General features: G+C 33.7%; 13 protein-coding genes. 2 read left to right on the forward strand and 11 right to left on the reverse strand.

Features of this window, described 5'->3' with window-relative positions:
* Positions 1-37: 37 nt before the first annotated feature.
* The 6 genes from rodA to purH all read right to left on the reverse strand — a co-directional run bounded on the left by rodA (position 38) and on the right by purH (position 7,315).
* Entirely contained in the window at positions 38-1,204 is a 1,167-nt protein-coding gene (gene rodA, locus P5P89_RS11405; protein WP_278012008.1) for a rod shape-determining protein RodA, read from the reverse strand.
* Positions 1,205-1,289: 85 nt separating this feature from the next.
* Complete coding sequence (gene mrdA, locus P5P89_RS11410) at positions 1,290-3,269, reverse strand: penicillin-binding protein 2 (RefSeq protein ID WP_278008444.1); 1,980 nt, start codon at positions 3,267-3,269, stop codon at positions 1,290-1,292.
* The gene (locus tag P5P89_RS11415; protein ID WP_223679250.1) at positions 3,266-3,772 is read right to left on the reverse strand and encodes a rod shape-determining protein MreD; all 507 of its coding nucleotides are present in this window, start codon (positions 3,770-3,772) and stop codon (positions 3,266-3,268) included. The genes mrdA and P5P89_RS11415 overlap by 4 nt, the downstream gene beginning before the upstream one ends.
* Positions 3,765-4,595, reverse strand: coding sequence for a rod shape-determining protein MreC (gene mreC, locus P5P89_RS11420; protein ID WP_278008445.1), 831 nt, complete (start codon positions 4,593-4,595; stop codon positions 3,765-3,767). The genes P5P89_RS11415 and mreC overlap by 8 nt, the downstream gene beginning before the upstream one ends.
* Positions 4,596-4,702: 107 nt before the next feature.
* Entirely contained in the window at positions 4,703-5,731 is a 1,029-nt protein-coding gene (locus P5P89_RS11425; RefSeq protein ID WP_007804822.1) for a rod shape-determining protein, read from the reverse strand.
* Positions 5,732-5,788: 57 nt separating this feature from the next.
* Positions 5,789-7,315 (reverse strand): bifunctional phosphoribosylaminoimidazolecarboxamide formyltransferase/IMP cyclohydrolase, encoded by a 1,527-nt coding sequence (gene purH, locus P5P89_RS11430; protein ID WP_278008447.1) that lies wholly within the window; start codon positions 7,313-7,315, stop codon positions 5,789-5,791.
* Between the two features lie 164 nt (positions 7,316-7,479).
* Here purH and P5P89_RS11435 point away from each other — a divergent pair, with 164 nt between their 5' ends.
* Complete coding sequence (locus tag P5P89_RS11435; RefSeq protein WP_278008448.1) at positions 7,480-8,727, forward strand: ABC transporter permease; 1,248 nt, start codon at positions 7,480-7,482, stop codon at positions 8,725-8,727.
* A gap of 49 nt (positions 8,728-8,776) precedes the next feature.
* Here the strand turns inward: P5P89_RS11435 and P5P89_RS11440 are convergent, their stop codons facing one another.
* The 4 genes from P5P89_RS11440 to tamL all read right to left on the reverse strand — a co-directional run bounded on the left by P5P89_RS11440 (position 8,777) and on the right by tamL (position 14,092).
* Positions 8,777-9,364 carry a hypothetical protein gene (locus P5P89_RS11440; protein ID WP_278008450.1) on the reverse strand — a complete coding sequence of 196 codons (588 nt, stop codon included), beginning with the start codon at positions 9,362-9,364 and terminating at the stop codon, positions 8,777-8,779.
* 87 nt (positions 9,365-9,451) lie between these two features.
* The gene (accD, locus tag P5P89_RS11445; protein WP_163392113.1) at positions 9,452-10,309 is read right to left on the reverse strand and encodes an acetyl-CoA carboxylase, carboxyltransferase subunit beta; all 858 of its coding nucleotides are present in this window, start codon (positions 10,307-10,309) and stop codon (positions 9,452-9,454) included.
* A gap of 82 nt (positions 10,310-10,391) precedes the next feature.
* Positions 10,392-11,459: a class II fructose-bisphosphate aldolase gene (fbaA, locus tag P5P89_RS11450; RefSeq protein ID WP_207297995.1), complete on the reverse strand. Its 1,068-nt coding sequence runs from the start codon at positions 11,457-11,459 to the stop codon at positions 10,392-10,394.
* A gap of 59 nt (positions 11,460-11,518) precedes the next feature.
* The gene (gene tamL, locus P5P89_RS11455) at positions 11,519-14,092 is read right to left on the reverse strand and encodes a translocation and assembly module lipoprotein TamL (protein WP_278008451.1); all 2,574 of its coding nucleotides are present in this window, start codon (positions 14,090-14,092) and stop codon (positions 11,519-11,521) included.
* Between the two features lie 39 nt (positions 14,093-14,131).
* On the opposite strand from tamL, the gene P5P89_RS11460 reads away from it, so the two are divergent.
* Entirely contained in the window at positions 14,132-14,860 is a 729-nt protein-coding gene (locus P5P89_RS11460; protein WP_278008452.1) for a TrmH family RNA methyltransferase, read from the forward strand.
* Positions 14,861-14,869: 9 nt separating this feature from the next.
* Here P5P89_RS11460 and porT read toward each other — a convergent pair whose 3' ends face one another.
* A complete protein-coding gene (porT, locus tag P5P89_RS11465; RefSeq protein WP_278008453.1) occupies positions 14,870-15,580 on the reverse strand; it encodes a type IX secretion/gliding motility protein PorT/SprT in 711 nt (236 codons plus the stop codon).
* Between the last annotated feature and the right edge of the window lies 1 nt (position 15,581).

The following is a 15,581-nucleotide window of genomic DNA, read 5'->3' on the forward strand; positions in this document are numbered from 1 at the left end:
GAAGCTTCGGATTTTTTTATTTAATTTTTTAAATTACCTACCATTCATTAACTTTATTGGCATCCATTTTTAAGAATATAAAAAGTAAAATGGTGAATCCCCATAAACCAGATCCTCCGTAAGAAAAGAAAGGCAAAGGTACTCCAATTGTAGGAAAAATACCAACTACCATGGCAATGTTCACAAAAAAGTGAATGAATAAAATTCCGGCAACACAATATCCGTATACTCTGCTGAATTTTGTTTTTTGTCTTTCAGCTAAATAAATAATTCTTAAAAGTAATCCGGCAAATAATGCAATAACAATGAAGGAACCAACAAATCCCCATTCTTCGCCTACAGTTGTAAATATGTAATCAGTGTGTTGTTCTGGTACAAAACCACCTTTTGTCTGTGTCCCCTCTAAAAAACCTTTTCCTGTCCAGCCTCCTGATCCTATAGCAATCTCAGATTGGTTAGTATTGTATCCGATACCTTTCATATCGACCGTTTTTCCTAGCAATATATTGAAACGGTCTCTGTGATGTTGTTTAAAAACATGATCAAAAACATAATCAACTGAAAAAACAAATGCTGAAATAATGGCCAGGAGTATACTGCTTAAAATAATATTACGGTCAACAGCTCTTCCTTTAAAATGTATAATAGCCAATACTGCGAACGCAATTAAAATAACAACATAAGGCTCTAAAATGAGTGTTAGTACAAATAAAAGTATGGTTATGAAACCGGTCCATACGTACCAGGCAGGCAGTCCTTCCCGATATAAAACAATAATGAAAATACTATAAATTAAAGCACTCCCGGGATCCGGTTGCGGCAAGATCAAAATTACAGGCAGGAATATTATGGCAAGTGCCTGGATTTGACGATTGGTTTCCTTAAGATTAATTTGTGTGTCGCTCAGATATTTGGCTAAGGCCAATGAAGTAGCTGCTTTCGCAAATTCTGATGGCTGAAGTGTAAAGCTTCCGATAGCGTACCAGCATCTTTGTCCTGCAATTGTTTTTCCAAAGAGAAACAATCCGGCCAATGATAATAATGCAACTCCAAAGATGATACTGGCATATTTTTCATAGAATTTACCATCAACGAATAAAACAACGAAAATTAAAGGAATGGTACAGCCAATAAATATTAACTGCTTTTCATAAGTTCCTTCTGTAGAAGATAAGGAAGACGAATATATGTTTAACCATCCCAGAATCACCAGAATACTGTAAATGATAACGCTTATCCAATCAATATTTTTTTTACACTTTGATTTTTCATTTTAAATGAATCCCTTATTAATTTCGTTTGATGGAATCAGCTTTGGTTTTTGGAATTATTCTTTTGCTTTTTGCAATTGAGTCTTTTCGTTTAATTTCTAACTTAGCAACATTTGCAATAGAATCCTTTATTCGTATTTCTTTTTTAACACTTTCTGAAAGTCCGCCTAATTTTGCATATTCGCTTTGAAGACTTTTGTTTAAAACCCTGACTTCTAAATCCGTTCTGGAAATTTTCTTTTTTAAATATTTTTCTATCATTAAACTCGCAATGGGTCCGGCAATTGAAGCTCCAAAACCACCATTTTCAATCATAATTGCAATCGCAATTTTTGGATTGTCTTTTGGTGCAAATGCAACAAATATAGAGTGATCTTCAAGCTGAACTCTTTTACCGTCAATCTTCGCAAAATTTTCAGCCGTACCTGTTTTTCCACAGATATCAATTCCTTCGACTTTTAATCTGCTTGCTGTTCCCATATTATAAACATCAAATAAGCCACTTATTATTGGAGGAAAATATTTTTTATCAATAGATGTTGTGTGTTTTGTTGTAAATTTTGAATCGATGCTTTTGCCTTCAATCTTTTTTATGATGTGAGGGGTGTAATAATAGCCCTGATTCGCAATTGTAGCCATCATATTTGCAAGCTGAATTGGTGTCATTACAACTTCTCCCTGCCCGATAGCATTTGAAACAATGGCAGTACTTTTCCAGCCGCCATTAGGATACATTCGTTTGTATGTTTTAGAAGTTGGAATTTTTCCTCTCTTACCAGTTGGTAAATCGTAACCCATAAATTCACCTAAACCAAAAGTTTTAAGGTGATTACTCCATACATCTACTGCAGCAGCAGGTTTTGTGTATTTATTAATTGTTCTCATGTATGAAGTTGCGAAATAACTGTTACAGGATTGGTAAATAGCTCTGTGTAGTTGCAATTGGCCTCCACTGCAGTGACATCTCATAAATCGGCCTCTTGCATAACTGAAACCATGATGACAGGTAACAGAAAAATTTTCATCAATTACACCCTCTTGTAAAGCTACCAGACCTGTTAATATTTTAAAAGGAGAACCGGGTGGGTATTCCGCCAAAAGTCCTCTGTCATATAACGGTTTAGCTATTGAATCACGATATAAAAGTGTGTAATTCTTAGAGCGCTGTCTTCCAACTAAGATTCCCGGATCGTATGACGGAGCAGTTACGAGTGCTAAAATTTCACCCGAGCTAGGCTCAAGAGCAACGATACCGCCTCTTTTATTGATCATCAATTCTTCACCATATTTTTGAAGTGCTGCGTCAATAGTTAAATTAATATCTTCTCCCTGAACCGCTATAGTATCATATTTTCCGTTTTTATAAGAACCAATTTCTCTGTTGTATTTGTCTTTTTGGATATATTTTACACCTTTTATGCCTCTCAGGATTTCTTCGTAACTTTCTTCGACGCCTTGCTTACCAATTAAATCACCACTATTGTAATAAGGGTTTTTTGCAATCTGTTTTTCGGTTACCTGTGTGATAAAACCAAAAATATTAGCGCCACAATCAACTTCATAATCACGAAGAGAACGTTTTTGAAAATAGAAGCCTTCATATTTTCTAATTTTCTCCTGAAAAGCTGCAAATTCTGTCTTGTTAAGCTGTGCTAAAAAAACAGAAGGTAGTCTAGGGCTATACACCTTCGCTTTGGCTATTCTTTTCTCGTATTCTTCCTTAGTAATATTTAATAGTTCGCAGAATTCAGCGATATTGAGATTATCTTTAATTTCTCTTGGAATCACCATGATATCATAAGATGACTGGTTTGCAACAAGCAGTTTTCCGTATCTGTCATAAATATACCCGCGTTCAGGGTAGTCATATTTTATTTTGATGGCATTATTTTCTGATTTCAGTTTGAAAGAATCATCAATAACCTGCAAATAAAATATCCTGATCACTAGCAAAGATGCTGCAATAATAATTAAAGTGGGCAGCAGGACTTTTCTCATCGTTTATTTGGCTTAATAAGATAAATGATTATGATAGAAATGAGTATTGTAAAAATGGAACTAAATAAAGTGCGGAGCAAAATATCCCAAATGAATTTAAATTGGAAAGCTTCCAGAATAAATAAAACTATATGATGTAAGAAAACAGAAACTAAAATAAATGAGAAACGCTCAGGCGTTAAGGATTCGTTTAGTTTGATAGTTTGATATTCATAACTCAATCCGAAAGAGAATTTAAAAATATAGGGCCTGTAATAAGCTAAAATAACACAGGCTGCTGCATGAATGCCCCCTGAATTACAAAACATATCCATTGTAATACCCAATAAAAAACTCGAAATTATTAAACCGGATCGATTGCTGTTTACAGGATATAAAATAATATATAAAATATACGGGTAAGGACTTATGTACCCTAAGAAATTCATGTTGTTAAAAATAACAATCTGAATTGCAAGTAACATAATAAATCGAAAAATATTGACTAACAGTGCGCTATTCATCTTTTTCCTTGTTTTTGTTTTCTAAATTAATAAGTTCTTCCCTTCCCTTACTTTTAATAATATAAACATGTCCTAAATTAGTCATGTCGTTAAATAATTTGACATCAATTGTATAGAATGTTGTTTTTGTGTCTATATAATATTTATCAATTACACCAATGTTAATGTTTTCAGGGAAAATTACAGATTGTCCACCCGTAACAATAGTATCTCCTTTTCTAACAGAAGCCAGTCTCGGAACATCAGTTAATTGAACGGTCCCTGTACTTTTTCCGTCCCAGGTCAAAGAACCAAAATGATTTGATTTTTTTAATTTTGCATTAATCTGAGATTTCATATTCAATATACTAATCACAGTAGAATAGTTAGGAGATGTATTGTCTACAATACCAATAATTCCTAAACTATTAATTACTCCCATATCTTGTTTAACACCTTCGTTTGATCCCGAATTTAAAGTCAGATAATTTTCGTGTGTGCTATACGAGTTATGAATTACTTTCGAGACAATAATATCAGCTGGCTTAACACCTTTAATACTGTCGATCATCGGTGCTTTTGTTGTATCTTCTATGTTGAATAAAAGACTTTTTAATCTTGCGTTTTCAAGTACAAGTTCGTCATTTTCAGTTCTCAAATTCAAATACTCATTTACGCTGTTTATTTTTTCATAAACGCCACCACTAATAAAGTTAGCAGAGCTAATTGTTCTGCTTCTGTGAAATGAGTGAGATTGGATTGTGAGTGCCAACGAAATACCTAAAAGCAGCAAAAACAGCAAACGATTACTGTTTTTTATAATGAAATTAAAAATTTGCTGCATTTCTTGTTTGGTTATTTTGTTTCAGGATATGCTTTTAGTTTCAAATTTTATTAGAGTTAAATGATGAAATTTAACTCTAATAAAAAAAATGATTGTTATGTCGAATCTTATTTAATTAAGATACTTTTGAATTTTGCAATGTTTTTAAGTGCCATTCCGGTTCCACGAACTACAGCTCTTAATGGATCTTCTGCGATGTAAACAGGCAAATCTGTTTTTTGAGAAATACGTTTGTCAAGACCTCTTAACATTGATCCTCCACCAGCTAAATAAATACCTGTATTGTAGATATCTGCTGCTAATTCTGGAGGGGTCTGAGATAATGTTTCCATTACTGCATCTTCGATACGCTGAATAGATTTGTCTAATGCTTTAGCGATCTCACGGTAAGAAACATCAACTTGTTTTGGCTTACCTGTAAGTAAGTCTCTACCTTGTACTGACATATCTTCTGGCGGTCCGTCAAGATCTTCGATAGCTGCTCCAATTTGAATTTTTATTTTCTCTGCAGTACTTTCTCCTACGAAAAGGTTGTGCTGTGTACGCATGTAATATACAATATCATTTGTGAAAACGTCACCCGCAATTTTTACAGATTTGTCGCATACAATTCCGCCTAACGCAATAACAGCGATTTCAGTTGTACCACCTCCGATGTCAACAATCATATTTCCTTTTGGCTGCATGATATCGATACCAATACCAATTGCCGCTGCCATAGGTTCATGAATCAAATAAACTTCTTTACCGTTAACTCTTTCGCAAGATTCTTTTACCGCACGCATCTCCACTTCAGTAATACCAGAAGGAATACATACCACCATTCTTAAAGCAGGAGTAAACATTCTCTTCTTTAATGCAGGTATGCTTTTAATGAACATATTGATCATTTTTTCTGAAGCATCAAAATCGGCAATTACACCATCCTTCAAAGGCCTTATGGTCTTGATGTTTTCATGTGTTTTACCTTGCATCATGTTGGCCTCTTTACCAACAGCAATGATTTTGCCAGAAATTCTATCGCGTGCTACGATAGAAGGGCTATCAATAACAACTTTATCATTATGAATGATTAAAGTGTTTGCGGTTCCAAGGTCTATCGCAATATCCTCGGTCATGAAATCAAAAAATCCCATAAGTTTTTTAGGGGTTTAAAATGTTATAAAATAATTTATCGAACAAAGTTAAACAAATTAATGTTTAAAATGACGTGTTCCTGTAAATACCATTGCAAGATTATTTTCGTTGCAATAATTTATGCTTAATTCGTCTTTTATTGAACCTCCTGGCTGAATTACAGCAGTTATTCCTGCTTTTTTAGCTAATTCTACACAGTCAGGAAATGGGAAAAAGGCATCACTTGCCATTGAAGCACCATTTAAATCAAATCCGAAAGCTTTTGCTTTATCAACTGCCTGAATCAAAGCGTCAACTCTTGAAGTCTGACCTGTACCAGATGAAATCAATGTTCCGTTTTTAGCAAATACAATTGTGTTTGATTTTGTATTCTTGCAGATTTTAGAAGCAAAGATCAAATCTTCGATCTCCTGAGCAGTAGGTTCTGTAATTGTAACGGTTTTTAAATGCTCTTTATTATCCGTAATATTATTTCTGTCCTGAATTAACAATCCGTTAAGACAAGTTCTTACTTGACGAGATGGTAATTCAACTTCATTTTGAACTAAAATAATTCTGTTTTTCTTTTCTTGTAAAACGGCAATTGCCTCGTTATCATAAGCTGGAGCAATTACAACTTCGCAAAATAATTTATTGATTTCCTGAGCAGTTGCTAAATCAATTTTAACGTTTGAAATTAAAACTCCTCCAAAAGCAGAAGTCGGGTCGCAGGCCAAAGCTGCTAAATAAGCCTCGCTGATTGTTTTTCTTGAAGCCAATCCACAGGCATTGTTGTGTTTCAAGATTGCAAATGTTGGTCCGTCAGTTTTAAATTCAGCAATTAAATTTACTGCAGCATCAACATCTAGTAAGTTGTTGTATGATAATTCTTTTCCGTGAACTTTTTTGAACATAGCATCAAAATCTCCGAAGAAGAATCCTTTTTGGTGAGGGTTTTCACCATATCTTAAAACTTGACCGTTTGCAATGCTTTCTTTGTAAATAGTCTCATCTGTGTTGAAATAATTAAAAATAGCTCCGTCATAGTGAGAAGAAATATGGAATGCTTTTGTAGCAAACAATCTTCTGTTTTCTAGCGTTGTAGAACCATTTTGTTCAGTAATTAAATCTAAAAGCAAACTGTATTCGTTAACAGAAGCAACAATTACAGTGTCTTTAAAGTTTTTAGCACCAGCACGAATTAATGAAATTCCGCCAATGTCAATTTTTTCAATAATATCTTGTTCGCTTGCGCCAGAAGCAACTGTTTTTTCAAAAGGATATAAATCAACAATCACTAAATCGATCTGCGGAATATCAAATTCCTTCATTTGCTGCACATCACTTTCATTGTCTTGACGATTCAAGATTCCGCCAAAAATTTTTGGGTGCAACGTTTTTACTCTTCCACCAAGAATTTCAGGGAAAGAAGTAATGTCTTCAACAGGAACTACTGGAATTCCAAGGTTTTTGATGAAATCTTCTGTTCCTCCAGTCGAATAAAGTGTTACATTTTGTTCGTGTAATTTTCGAACAATTGGCTCTAATCCATCTTTCGAAAAAACAGATATTAATGCTGATTGTATTTTTTTAGTCGTGCTCATTGTGTAGTTATAATTTTCAGACTGCAAAAGTAGTTTTTTTTGATTATATATTTAAAGGAATTCTTGTAACATTATATTAAAAAAATCTACTGATGAGTTAGTTACCTTTTATTAGGTTTTTGATTTAAATTTATTGAATTTTACTTTATCGAAAAAACGAACATATGCTACTTTATCTTAGGTTATTAAAAGAAAGTCTGAGCTTTGCCATTAATGCTTTACGAAATAATAAATTGCGAACATTATTATCACTGCTAGGTGTGACTATTGGTATTTTTTCGATTATTGCTGTACTTGCCGCTGTTGATTCACTCGATCGGAAAATTTCAAAAGATCTGAGCAGCTTAGATAAAAATACAATTTATTTAATGAAATATAATTTTGGGCCATCTGAAATTCCACAATGGAAGAGAGAGCAGTTTCCAAATGTAAAATATGATGAATATATTGCCCTGAAAAATTCCCTAAATAATACCGATCAGGTAGGCTACCAGTTATTCGTTAATCGTGAAACTTTAAAATATGATTCGAAAACCGTTGCCGACGTAAATATGATTCCTTCTTCTTTCGAAATGGTTGATATTGACGGATTGAGTTTTGACAAAGGAAGATTTTATAATGAATCCGAATCGAATTCAGGAACTCCCGTAATTGTTTTAGGTTATGATATTGCCAACGGGCTTTTTGGAGAAAGCGATCCTATTGGAAAAAATATTCGTCTATACGGACAGCGTTTTACGGTTATCGGAGTAATGACAAAACAAGGGGCAGGGTTTTTTGGAGACAGTAATGATACTTCTGTGTATTTTCCTGCTAATTTCCTGCGTAGAATGTACGGCGACAGCGATTCGATGACACCAGTAATTGTTTTAAAACCGGTAAAAGGTGTCGATATGGATGCTTATAAAGCAGAAGTTGCTCAAAAACTAAGAGCAATTCGCGGAATGAAAGCAGGGGAGATGGATAATTTCTTTATAAATGTACTTTCCGGATTTACCGATTTTATTGATGGAATTTTGGGTCAGATGAATGTTGTAGGGTGGATTATCAGCGGGTTTTCTCTTTTAGTTGGAGGTTTCGGAATTGCTAATATTATGTTCGTATCCGTAAAAGAAAGAACCAATTTAATAGGAATTCAGAAATCGCTGGGAGCTAAAAACCGATTCATATTATTTCAGTTTTTATTCGAGGCCATAATTCTTTCTGTGATCGGTGGGATTATTGGTTTACTGATGGTTTGGGGAATTGCGTTTGTTTTAACAAAAGCACTTGATTTTGAATTTGTTTTAAGTTTTGGAAATATAATGTTAGGAACAACTTTAGCGGCTCTTATTGGATTAATTTCTGGAATATTGCCGGCTATTTCAGCTGCAAATCTTGATCCTGTTGAGGCAATTAGAACGGGAATGTAGTTTTTTAAGGTTTCGTTTTAATTCGAATTAGTGGTTTGACAAATTTAACTTACTCAGGGAATTTAATTTTTGTTTTATCCCATTTAATATCATCTGAAGAATAATAAGATTCATCATTTCTCTTATATTTCAAAACAGTATCTTCTTCTTGGGTTGTTCTTCTTACAATACAGAAATCACGATCTCTGATAAAATACTTCAAAGATTTACGTAAATCAAAGAATATCTTCGATGTCAATGTGTCAGATTGTGATGCGATAAAAGTTGCATTTCGAAAGTTATCTTTATAATTCAATTTTATAAATTCATAAAGGTTTTTATTTGAAATTTCAATTAAATCTTTTGGTTGTAAATTTATAAAATAAGGAATAGTGTCTGCATTTGGTGTTCCGCATATAAATCCTATTCCTTTATTTTGAAAGTAGTATGCTGTAGAATCAGTGTTTATAATAAAGGTATTTGTTCCATAGACTAGCCAGCCGGGAATAGGAGTGCTTGGAGGAATGGTATCGTTGCCGGTGATTTTTCTCTTACTTTCCTTAGAAATTATATAAGGAATATTTTCTTTTTTATTTTCTTTCATGTTACAATTCGAAAGAAATATACAAATAACGAAACCAATAAAAATTTTAGCCATGAAAATAAGATTTAAAATTAAATATATAAAAAAATCTCACCTGCAATGAAGCGGATGAGATTTTAATATTTTTAGAAGTTTTAAAAACTATTTTCTAATATCATTGTTCTGAATCAAATCAATATATAAATTGATCTTATCTTTCAATTCTTTTCTAGGCGTGATAAAGTCAAGGAAACCGTGCTCTAAAAGAAACTCAGCAGTCTGGAAACCTTCCGGCAAATCTTTTCCTGTAGTATCACGTACAACACGCGGACCAGCAAAACCAATCAAAGCGCCAGGCTCAGAAATGTTGATGTCTCCCAGCATAGCATATGATGCGGTTGTTCCTCCTGTAGTTGGGTCTGTACATAAAGAAATGTATGGTAAGCCAGCTTCGGCAAGCTGAGCTAATTTTACAGATGTTTTAGCCAATTGCATTAAGGAATAAGCTGCTTCCATCATACGGGCCCCACCAGACTTGGAAATCATTACAAAAGGTAATTTGTTTTTGATCGCGTGATCAATACCTCTTGCGATTTTTTCACCTACAACGGCTCCCATAGATCCGCCAATAAAGGCAAAATCCATACAGCAGATTACAAGTTCTCTTCCTTTAGATTTTCCTACTCCAGTACGAACAGCGTCTTTAAGGTGTGTTTTTTCCATTACATCTTTCAGTCTCTCGGCATATTTTTTTGTATCCACAAAATGCAGAGGATCTTTTGATGTCATGTTTTTATCTAACTCAACAAATTCGTTGTTGTCGAATAAAATTTCAAAATAGGTTGCGCTTCCAATTCGAACGTGAAAATCATCTTCAGGGCTTACGAATAAGTTTCTCGCTAATTCGTCTGCATCAATAATTTTTCCGGTAGGAGATTTGTACCACAATCCTTTCGGAACGTCCATCTTATCTTCTGTAGCAGTCGTAATCCCTTTTTCCTGTCTTTTAAACCAAGCCATATTGAATGTTTTATTTGTTTGAGGTTTGAGGTTTCAAGTTGCGAAACCTGAATCCTGAAACTTTAAACTTGAAACTTTTTTATTATAGTGTATTCACGTTATTCAAATCTGCAAAAGCTTGCTCCAATCTTGCGTTGAATGTTACTTCACTTTCACGAACCCATCTTCTTGGGTCATAATATTTTTTGTTTGGAGCATCCGGACCTTCTGGGTTACCAATTTGAGATTTCAAATAGTCAAGGTTTTTAACCATATAATCACGGATTCCTTCAGTATATGCAAATTGTAAATCGGTATCAATATTCATTTTGATCACTCCGTAGCTGATTCCTTCTCTGATTTCTTCAAGTGTAGAACCAGAACCTCCGTGGAAAACGAAATCTACAGGGTTATGACCTGTATTGAATTTCTTTTGAACGAAATCCTGAGAATTTTTTAAGATTTTTGGAGTCAATTTTACGTTTCCTGGTTTGTAAACACCGTGAACGTTTCCAAAAGCAGCAGCAATTGTAAATTTAGGGCTTACTTTAGATAATTCTTCGTAAGCATAAGCTACTTCTTCTGGCTGAGTATATAATTTTGAACTGTCAACATCAGAATTGTCAACACCATCTTCTTCACCACCTGTAATACCAAGTTCGATTTCTAATGTCATTCCCATTTTGCTCATTCTTGCCAGGTACTCTTTGCAGATTTCAATGTTTTCTTCGATTGGCTCCTCAGACAAATCGATCATGTGAGAACTGAATAATGGTTTTCCTGTTTCTGCAAAATGTTTTTCAGAGGCATCTAACAAACCATCAATCCAAGGCAATAATTTTTTTGCGCAGTGGTCAGTATGTAAAATTACAGTTGCACCGTAAGCTTCTGCTAAAGTATGAATGTGTTTTGCTCCTGCAATACCACCTGCGATTGCCGCTTTTTCACCTGCATTCGATAATCCTTTTCCAGCGTTGAATTGTGCTCCTCCATTAGAAAATTGAATGATAACCGGAGCATTAAGTTTTGCTGCAGTTTCAAGAACGCCATTAATTGTACTTGATCCGGTTACGTTTACTGCCGGAAGTGCAAATCCTTTTTCTTTTGCATAATTAAAGATTTCCTGTACTTGATCTCCTGTAGCTACTCCTGGTTTAATATTGTGTGCCATTGTAATTTTTTTTAGTTGTTTTTAGGTTTTTAGGTTGCAAAAATAAGAATTAATTAGCATTAGAACGGATAATTTATCCCAAAATTTAAAACTGAATGCCCAAAATTGTATTCTCTGAACCAACGTTTGCCCGGTTCATGCGCCGGATTATAAGTCTTAAAGCCTAAATCTAAACGAATAACAAAAAAGCTTAAATCATATCGCAAACCAAATCCGCTTCCTAAAGCAATTTCTTCGAAATCGTTTAAGCCAGAGAATTTTGCCTTTTCATCAGTTACATTATCGAGTACATTCCAGATATTTCCGGCGTCAGCAAAGATTGCACCTTTAACATCTCCGAAGATTTTGAATCGAAATTCCCCACTTAGGGCGAGTTTCATATTGGCTTCATTAAAGTCATTTACTGCATTTGTACTTCCCGGACCTAACGCATAAGGCTGCCAGGCTCGATTGTCATTTGATCCTCCGGAATAATAACTTCGTGAAAAAGGAATATAATCTGAGTTTCCAAAAGGAATTGCAATACCAAAAAAGCTTCGGACAGCCAGTACTTTTTCTTTGCCAAAATCCCAGTGTTTAATATAATCAAATTCGGTTTTAATATATTCTGAATATTCCAGATTAAATATTTCGTAATTGCCTCTTGAATTTTTAGGAAGACTTGTTACGCCTGAAATGGCAGATAATAAAGTTCCTGCTGATTCTATTTTAGTTTTAAACTGATAAAAAGTATTATCTGCCAAATCTTTTTTGGTTGTTTTGGTAAATGTATAACTAGTGGCTAAAATAAAGTCATTTTCAGTCAGACGTACCCTTCTTTCTTCTATACCCTGTACATCTTTGTATTTTGAATCCGATGCTGTCAATGCTGTTCTGTTATTTATAACATCATTAGTAAAATCAGAGGCTCCTTTAGGTATAGTCAGGTTTTTATTGGCTTGTTCTTCTGGTGTATCTCCCCAGTTGTTGTTATTAACATTGTAATCTTTTCCAATACTATTCAATTCATCATAAGAAGAAGTATATACTTTAAAATAATTATCCGGATTCAGATTACGGACATATTGTGCGTTTAGTAAATCTAATTTTGCTGAATTGTATCTTTTTGGAGACCAAAGGTAAGACAGGCCGCCTGTGAAGTTTTCTTTGTCTAGTCCAATGTTTCTTTGTTTAGAAAAACCGGCGGAAATTGACGTGGACGGGATCATGCTTTTCGGAATAATTTTTTCTGTTCCAAAAGGCATTAAGATTCTTGGGAAATTAAGTTTCATGTCAACTCCATATTCCGAAACATTAAAGAAATTATTATTAGGATTGGCCATGTCTTTTGATGAGCCTATGTTTACACGAGCAGAAATTTCTAAGGTTTCAGCCCTGTTAAATACATTTCGAATCGTTTCTGAAACACTTGCTCCAATTCCAAAATCCTGAATATTGGAATGTGTTAAATCTAAGCTTGCGCCAAAGCTGTATTTTTTTCTTGGTGTCAGATACACTTTTGCAATTAAAGATTGTGCTGTCGAATCTCGTTTATCAACTTCATATTGTATTGATGGGTAATTGAAAATTTTCAGATTGTTTAAGTAGCGGGAGGAAAGAGTAGTCCTAAAATCGGCATAAGTACCTCCTTTTGTAATAAAAATAGCATCTGTAATTGCGCGGGGTTTGTATTTTAATTTGTCATAGCTATACAAATTAAAGTTGTTGTAAGTGGTGCTGTCCTTAATTTGGCTTTTTGCCCGTGCAGGAGAATAATCAGTATAAATATTTACATCACTTATTTTATACAGTTTAAAAGGTTCTGTCCTGCTGGAATCTTTTTCCTGAATACTGTTGTCTTTGATGATTAAATTTATGTCCGCCTTATTTTTTTTGCCAATGGTATCAACATCAAAAGTGACATATGTAGGCTGGAAATAGTAGGCTCCGTGATTTCTAAAATAGGTAGTAATTCGATTTTTTTCTTCTTCAAAATCGCTGGTTTTGAATTGGTTACCTGATTTTAAAAATGAAGGCTCCGGGTTTGTTTTATATAATGAATCCAAAGCAGGTGTGCTTATGTTTTGTCTAATAGAATCCAAAGTAAAAACATTTCCGGTTGTAATATTGTAGTTGATTTTTGCTTTTTTATAGCCTACCGTGTCAATGTTGTAATTCATGGCTACATTAAAATAGCCATTGTTAAAATAATAGGATTTTAAACGAACTAATGTTTTTTTGGTTTTTGAAGTATCAATTATAACAGGAGGCTCACCAGTTCTTTTTAAGAATTCATGAATTCCTTTGTATAAAAAAGACTGTCCAAGACGGTCTACTTGTTTAGCAGATAATATTTTAGATTGGCGCTCATATTTTCCGGGATTATTTTTAAATTTTGCCTGATAACTAGAATCAGGATTTAATTTTGCCAGATTATATAAATTTAAACGCAGACGAAATCCTAATAAGTTACTGTTTGGTTTCTGATACATCTGATCTGAAGCAGTTTCATCATTAGTAGATTTTCCGTTTACAATAATATCATTTTTTATAAGTAAATTTTTTCCGTCCGGAACTCGTTTCACTGCATTACAAGCACAAATAAGTATTGCTATTAGAATAAATGCTGTTATTTTTGTAAAAATCTTTTTCAAGTGTTTTTAAATATTTAATTCAAAAGTACATTATATTTTATGATTAGTAAAAACCAAATAAAACTTATAACAGGTTTACATCAAAAAAAGCAACGTTTTGCTAATCAATTATTCTTTGCTGAAGGAATAAAGGTAATTCAGGAATTATTACAGTCCAATTTTGAATTAGAGTATTTATTCACAACACAAAATGATTTTGAAACGGTTGGGACTTCAAAATGTATTCCTGTTACTGAACAGGAACTTAAAAAAATAAGTGCTTTATCAACTCCAAATACATGTCTGGCAGTATTCAAGATTCCTGCCGGAAATACAATAATCGACTCGGGCTTGATTTTAGCTTTAGATGATATTCGGGATCCGGGAAATTTAGGAACCATTTTAAGGCTTTGCGATTGGTTTGGAATTCAACAAATTATTTGCTCAAAAGAAACTGTCGATATCTACAATCCAAAGGTAGTGCAGGCCACAATGGGATCTATTGCCAGAGTAAATGTAAATTATGTTGATTTGAAATCTTTTATAACAAACGCAAAATTGCCTGTATTTGGAACTTTTATGAATGGCGAAAATATTTATCAATCCGTTCTGCCTCAAAATGGAATCATTATTATGGGTAATGAAGCCAATGGTATTTCAGCAGAAATCGAAAAAACAGTAACAAGCCGACTCACAATTCCCAGATTTGGTAAACTACAAAAAACCGAAAGTTTAAATGTAGCCACCGCTACTGCTATTGTTCTTAGTGAGTTTAAACGAAATAGTTAGGCTTTTGTTTTAATGAAAAGTAAAATTTATTAAAATTGCTCTTGATTTCATCGAATCTATGTTGTCTGTCCATGGACTCGGCTGACCAGGATTATCACGAACTAATTCATCTGTTATTCCAAACATACCTCTGATGGAGGGAGAAAAAATAAAATATTCAGAAAAAATATCGATGCCAAAACCAATTTCATAAGCAGAACTCCATGATTTAGTTCTAAATGTGCCCTCAAAGTTATCGTCTTTTGACTTTGAATTGCTGGATAAATTTAGAGTGGTAGAAAGTCCTCCTGTTAAATAAGGACGGATATTTCCTGTACGTAATGCCGAAAATTTTAATAGTAACGGAAAATGAATATATGTGCTATTCACCTCTCTTAAATAATCACTTTCTGAATTTCCTACTCCCGAAAAATGCAAATCTCGTTTTGTGTAGTATAAACCCGGTTCAAAACGCAAATTTACATATTCCTGTAGTCTTAAATCTGCAACAACCCCAACATTAAATCCTGTTGTTTTCTTTACCTGGATATCTTCTGTGACTTCTTTGTAATCAAATTTAAAATCAAAGCTGTTAAAGCCTAAATAATAACCAAAGTATAAACGTTGTTTCTGCCAGTTTTCCAGATTAATAATAGGATCTTTGCTAAACATGCTTTTAGCAAATTGTGAATATCCCTGTGCCGATAATGCTAATAAAATTAAGACTACTGTTTTTTTCATA

This window comes from Flavobacterium gyeonganense (assembly GCF_029625295.1).
In the GTDB taxonomy this organism is placed as follows: Bacteria; Bacteroidota; Bacteroidia; order Flavobacteriales; family Flavobacteriaceae; genus Flavobacterium; species Flavobacterium gyeonganense.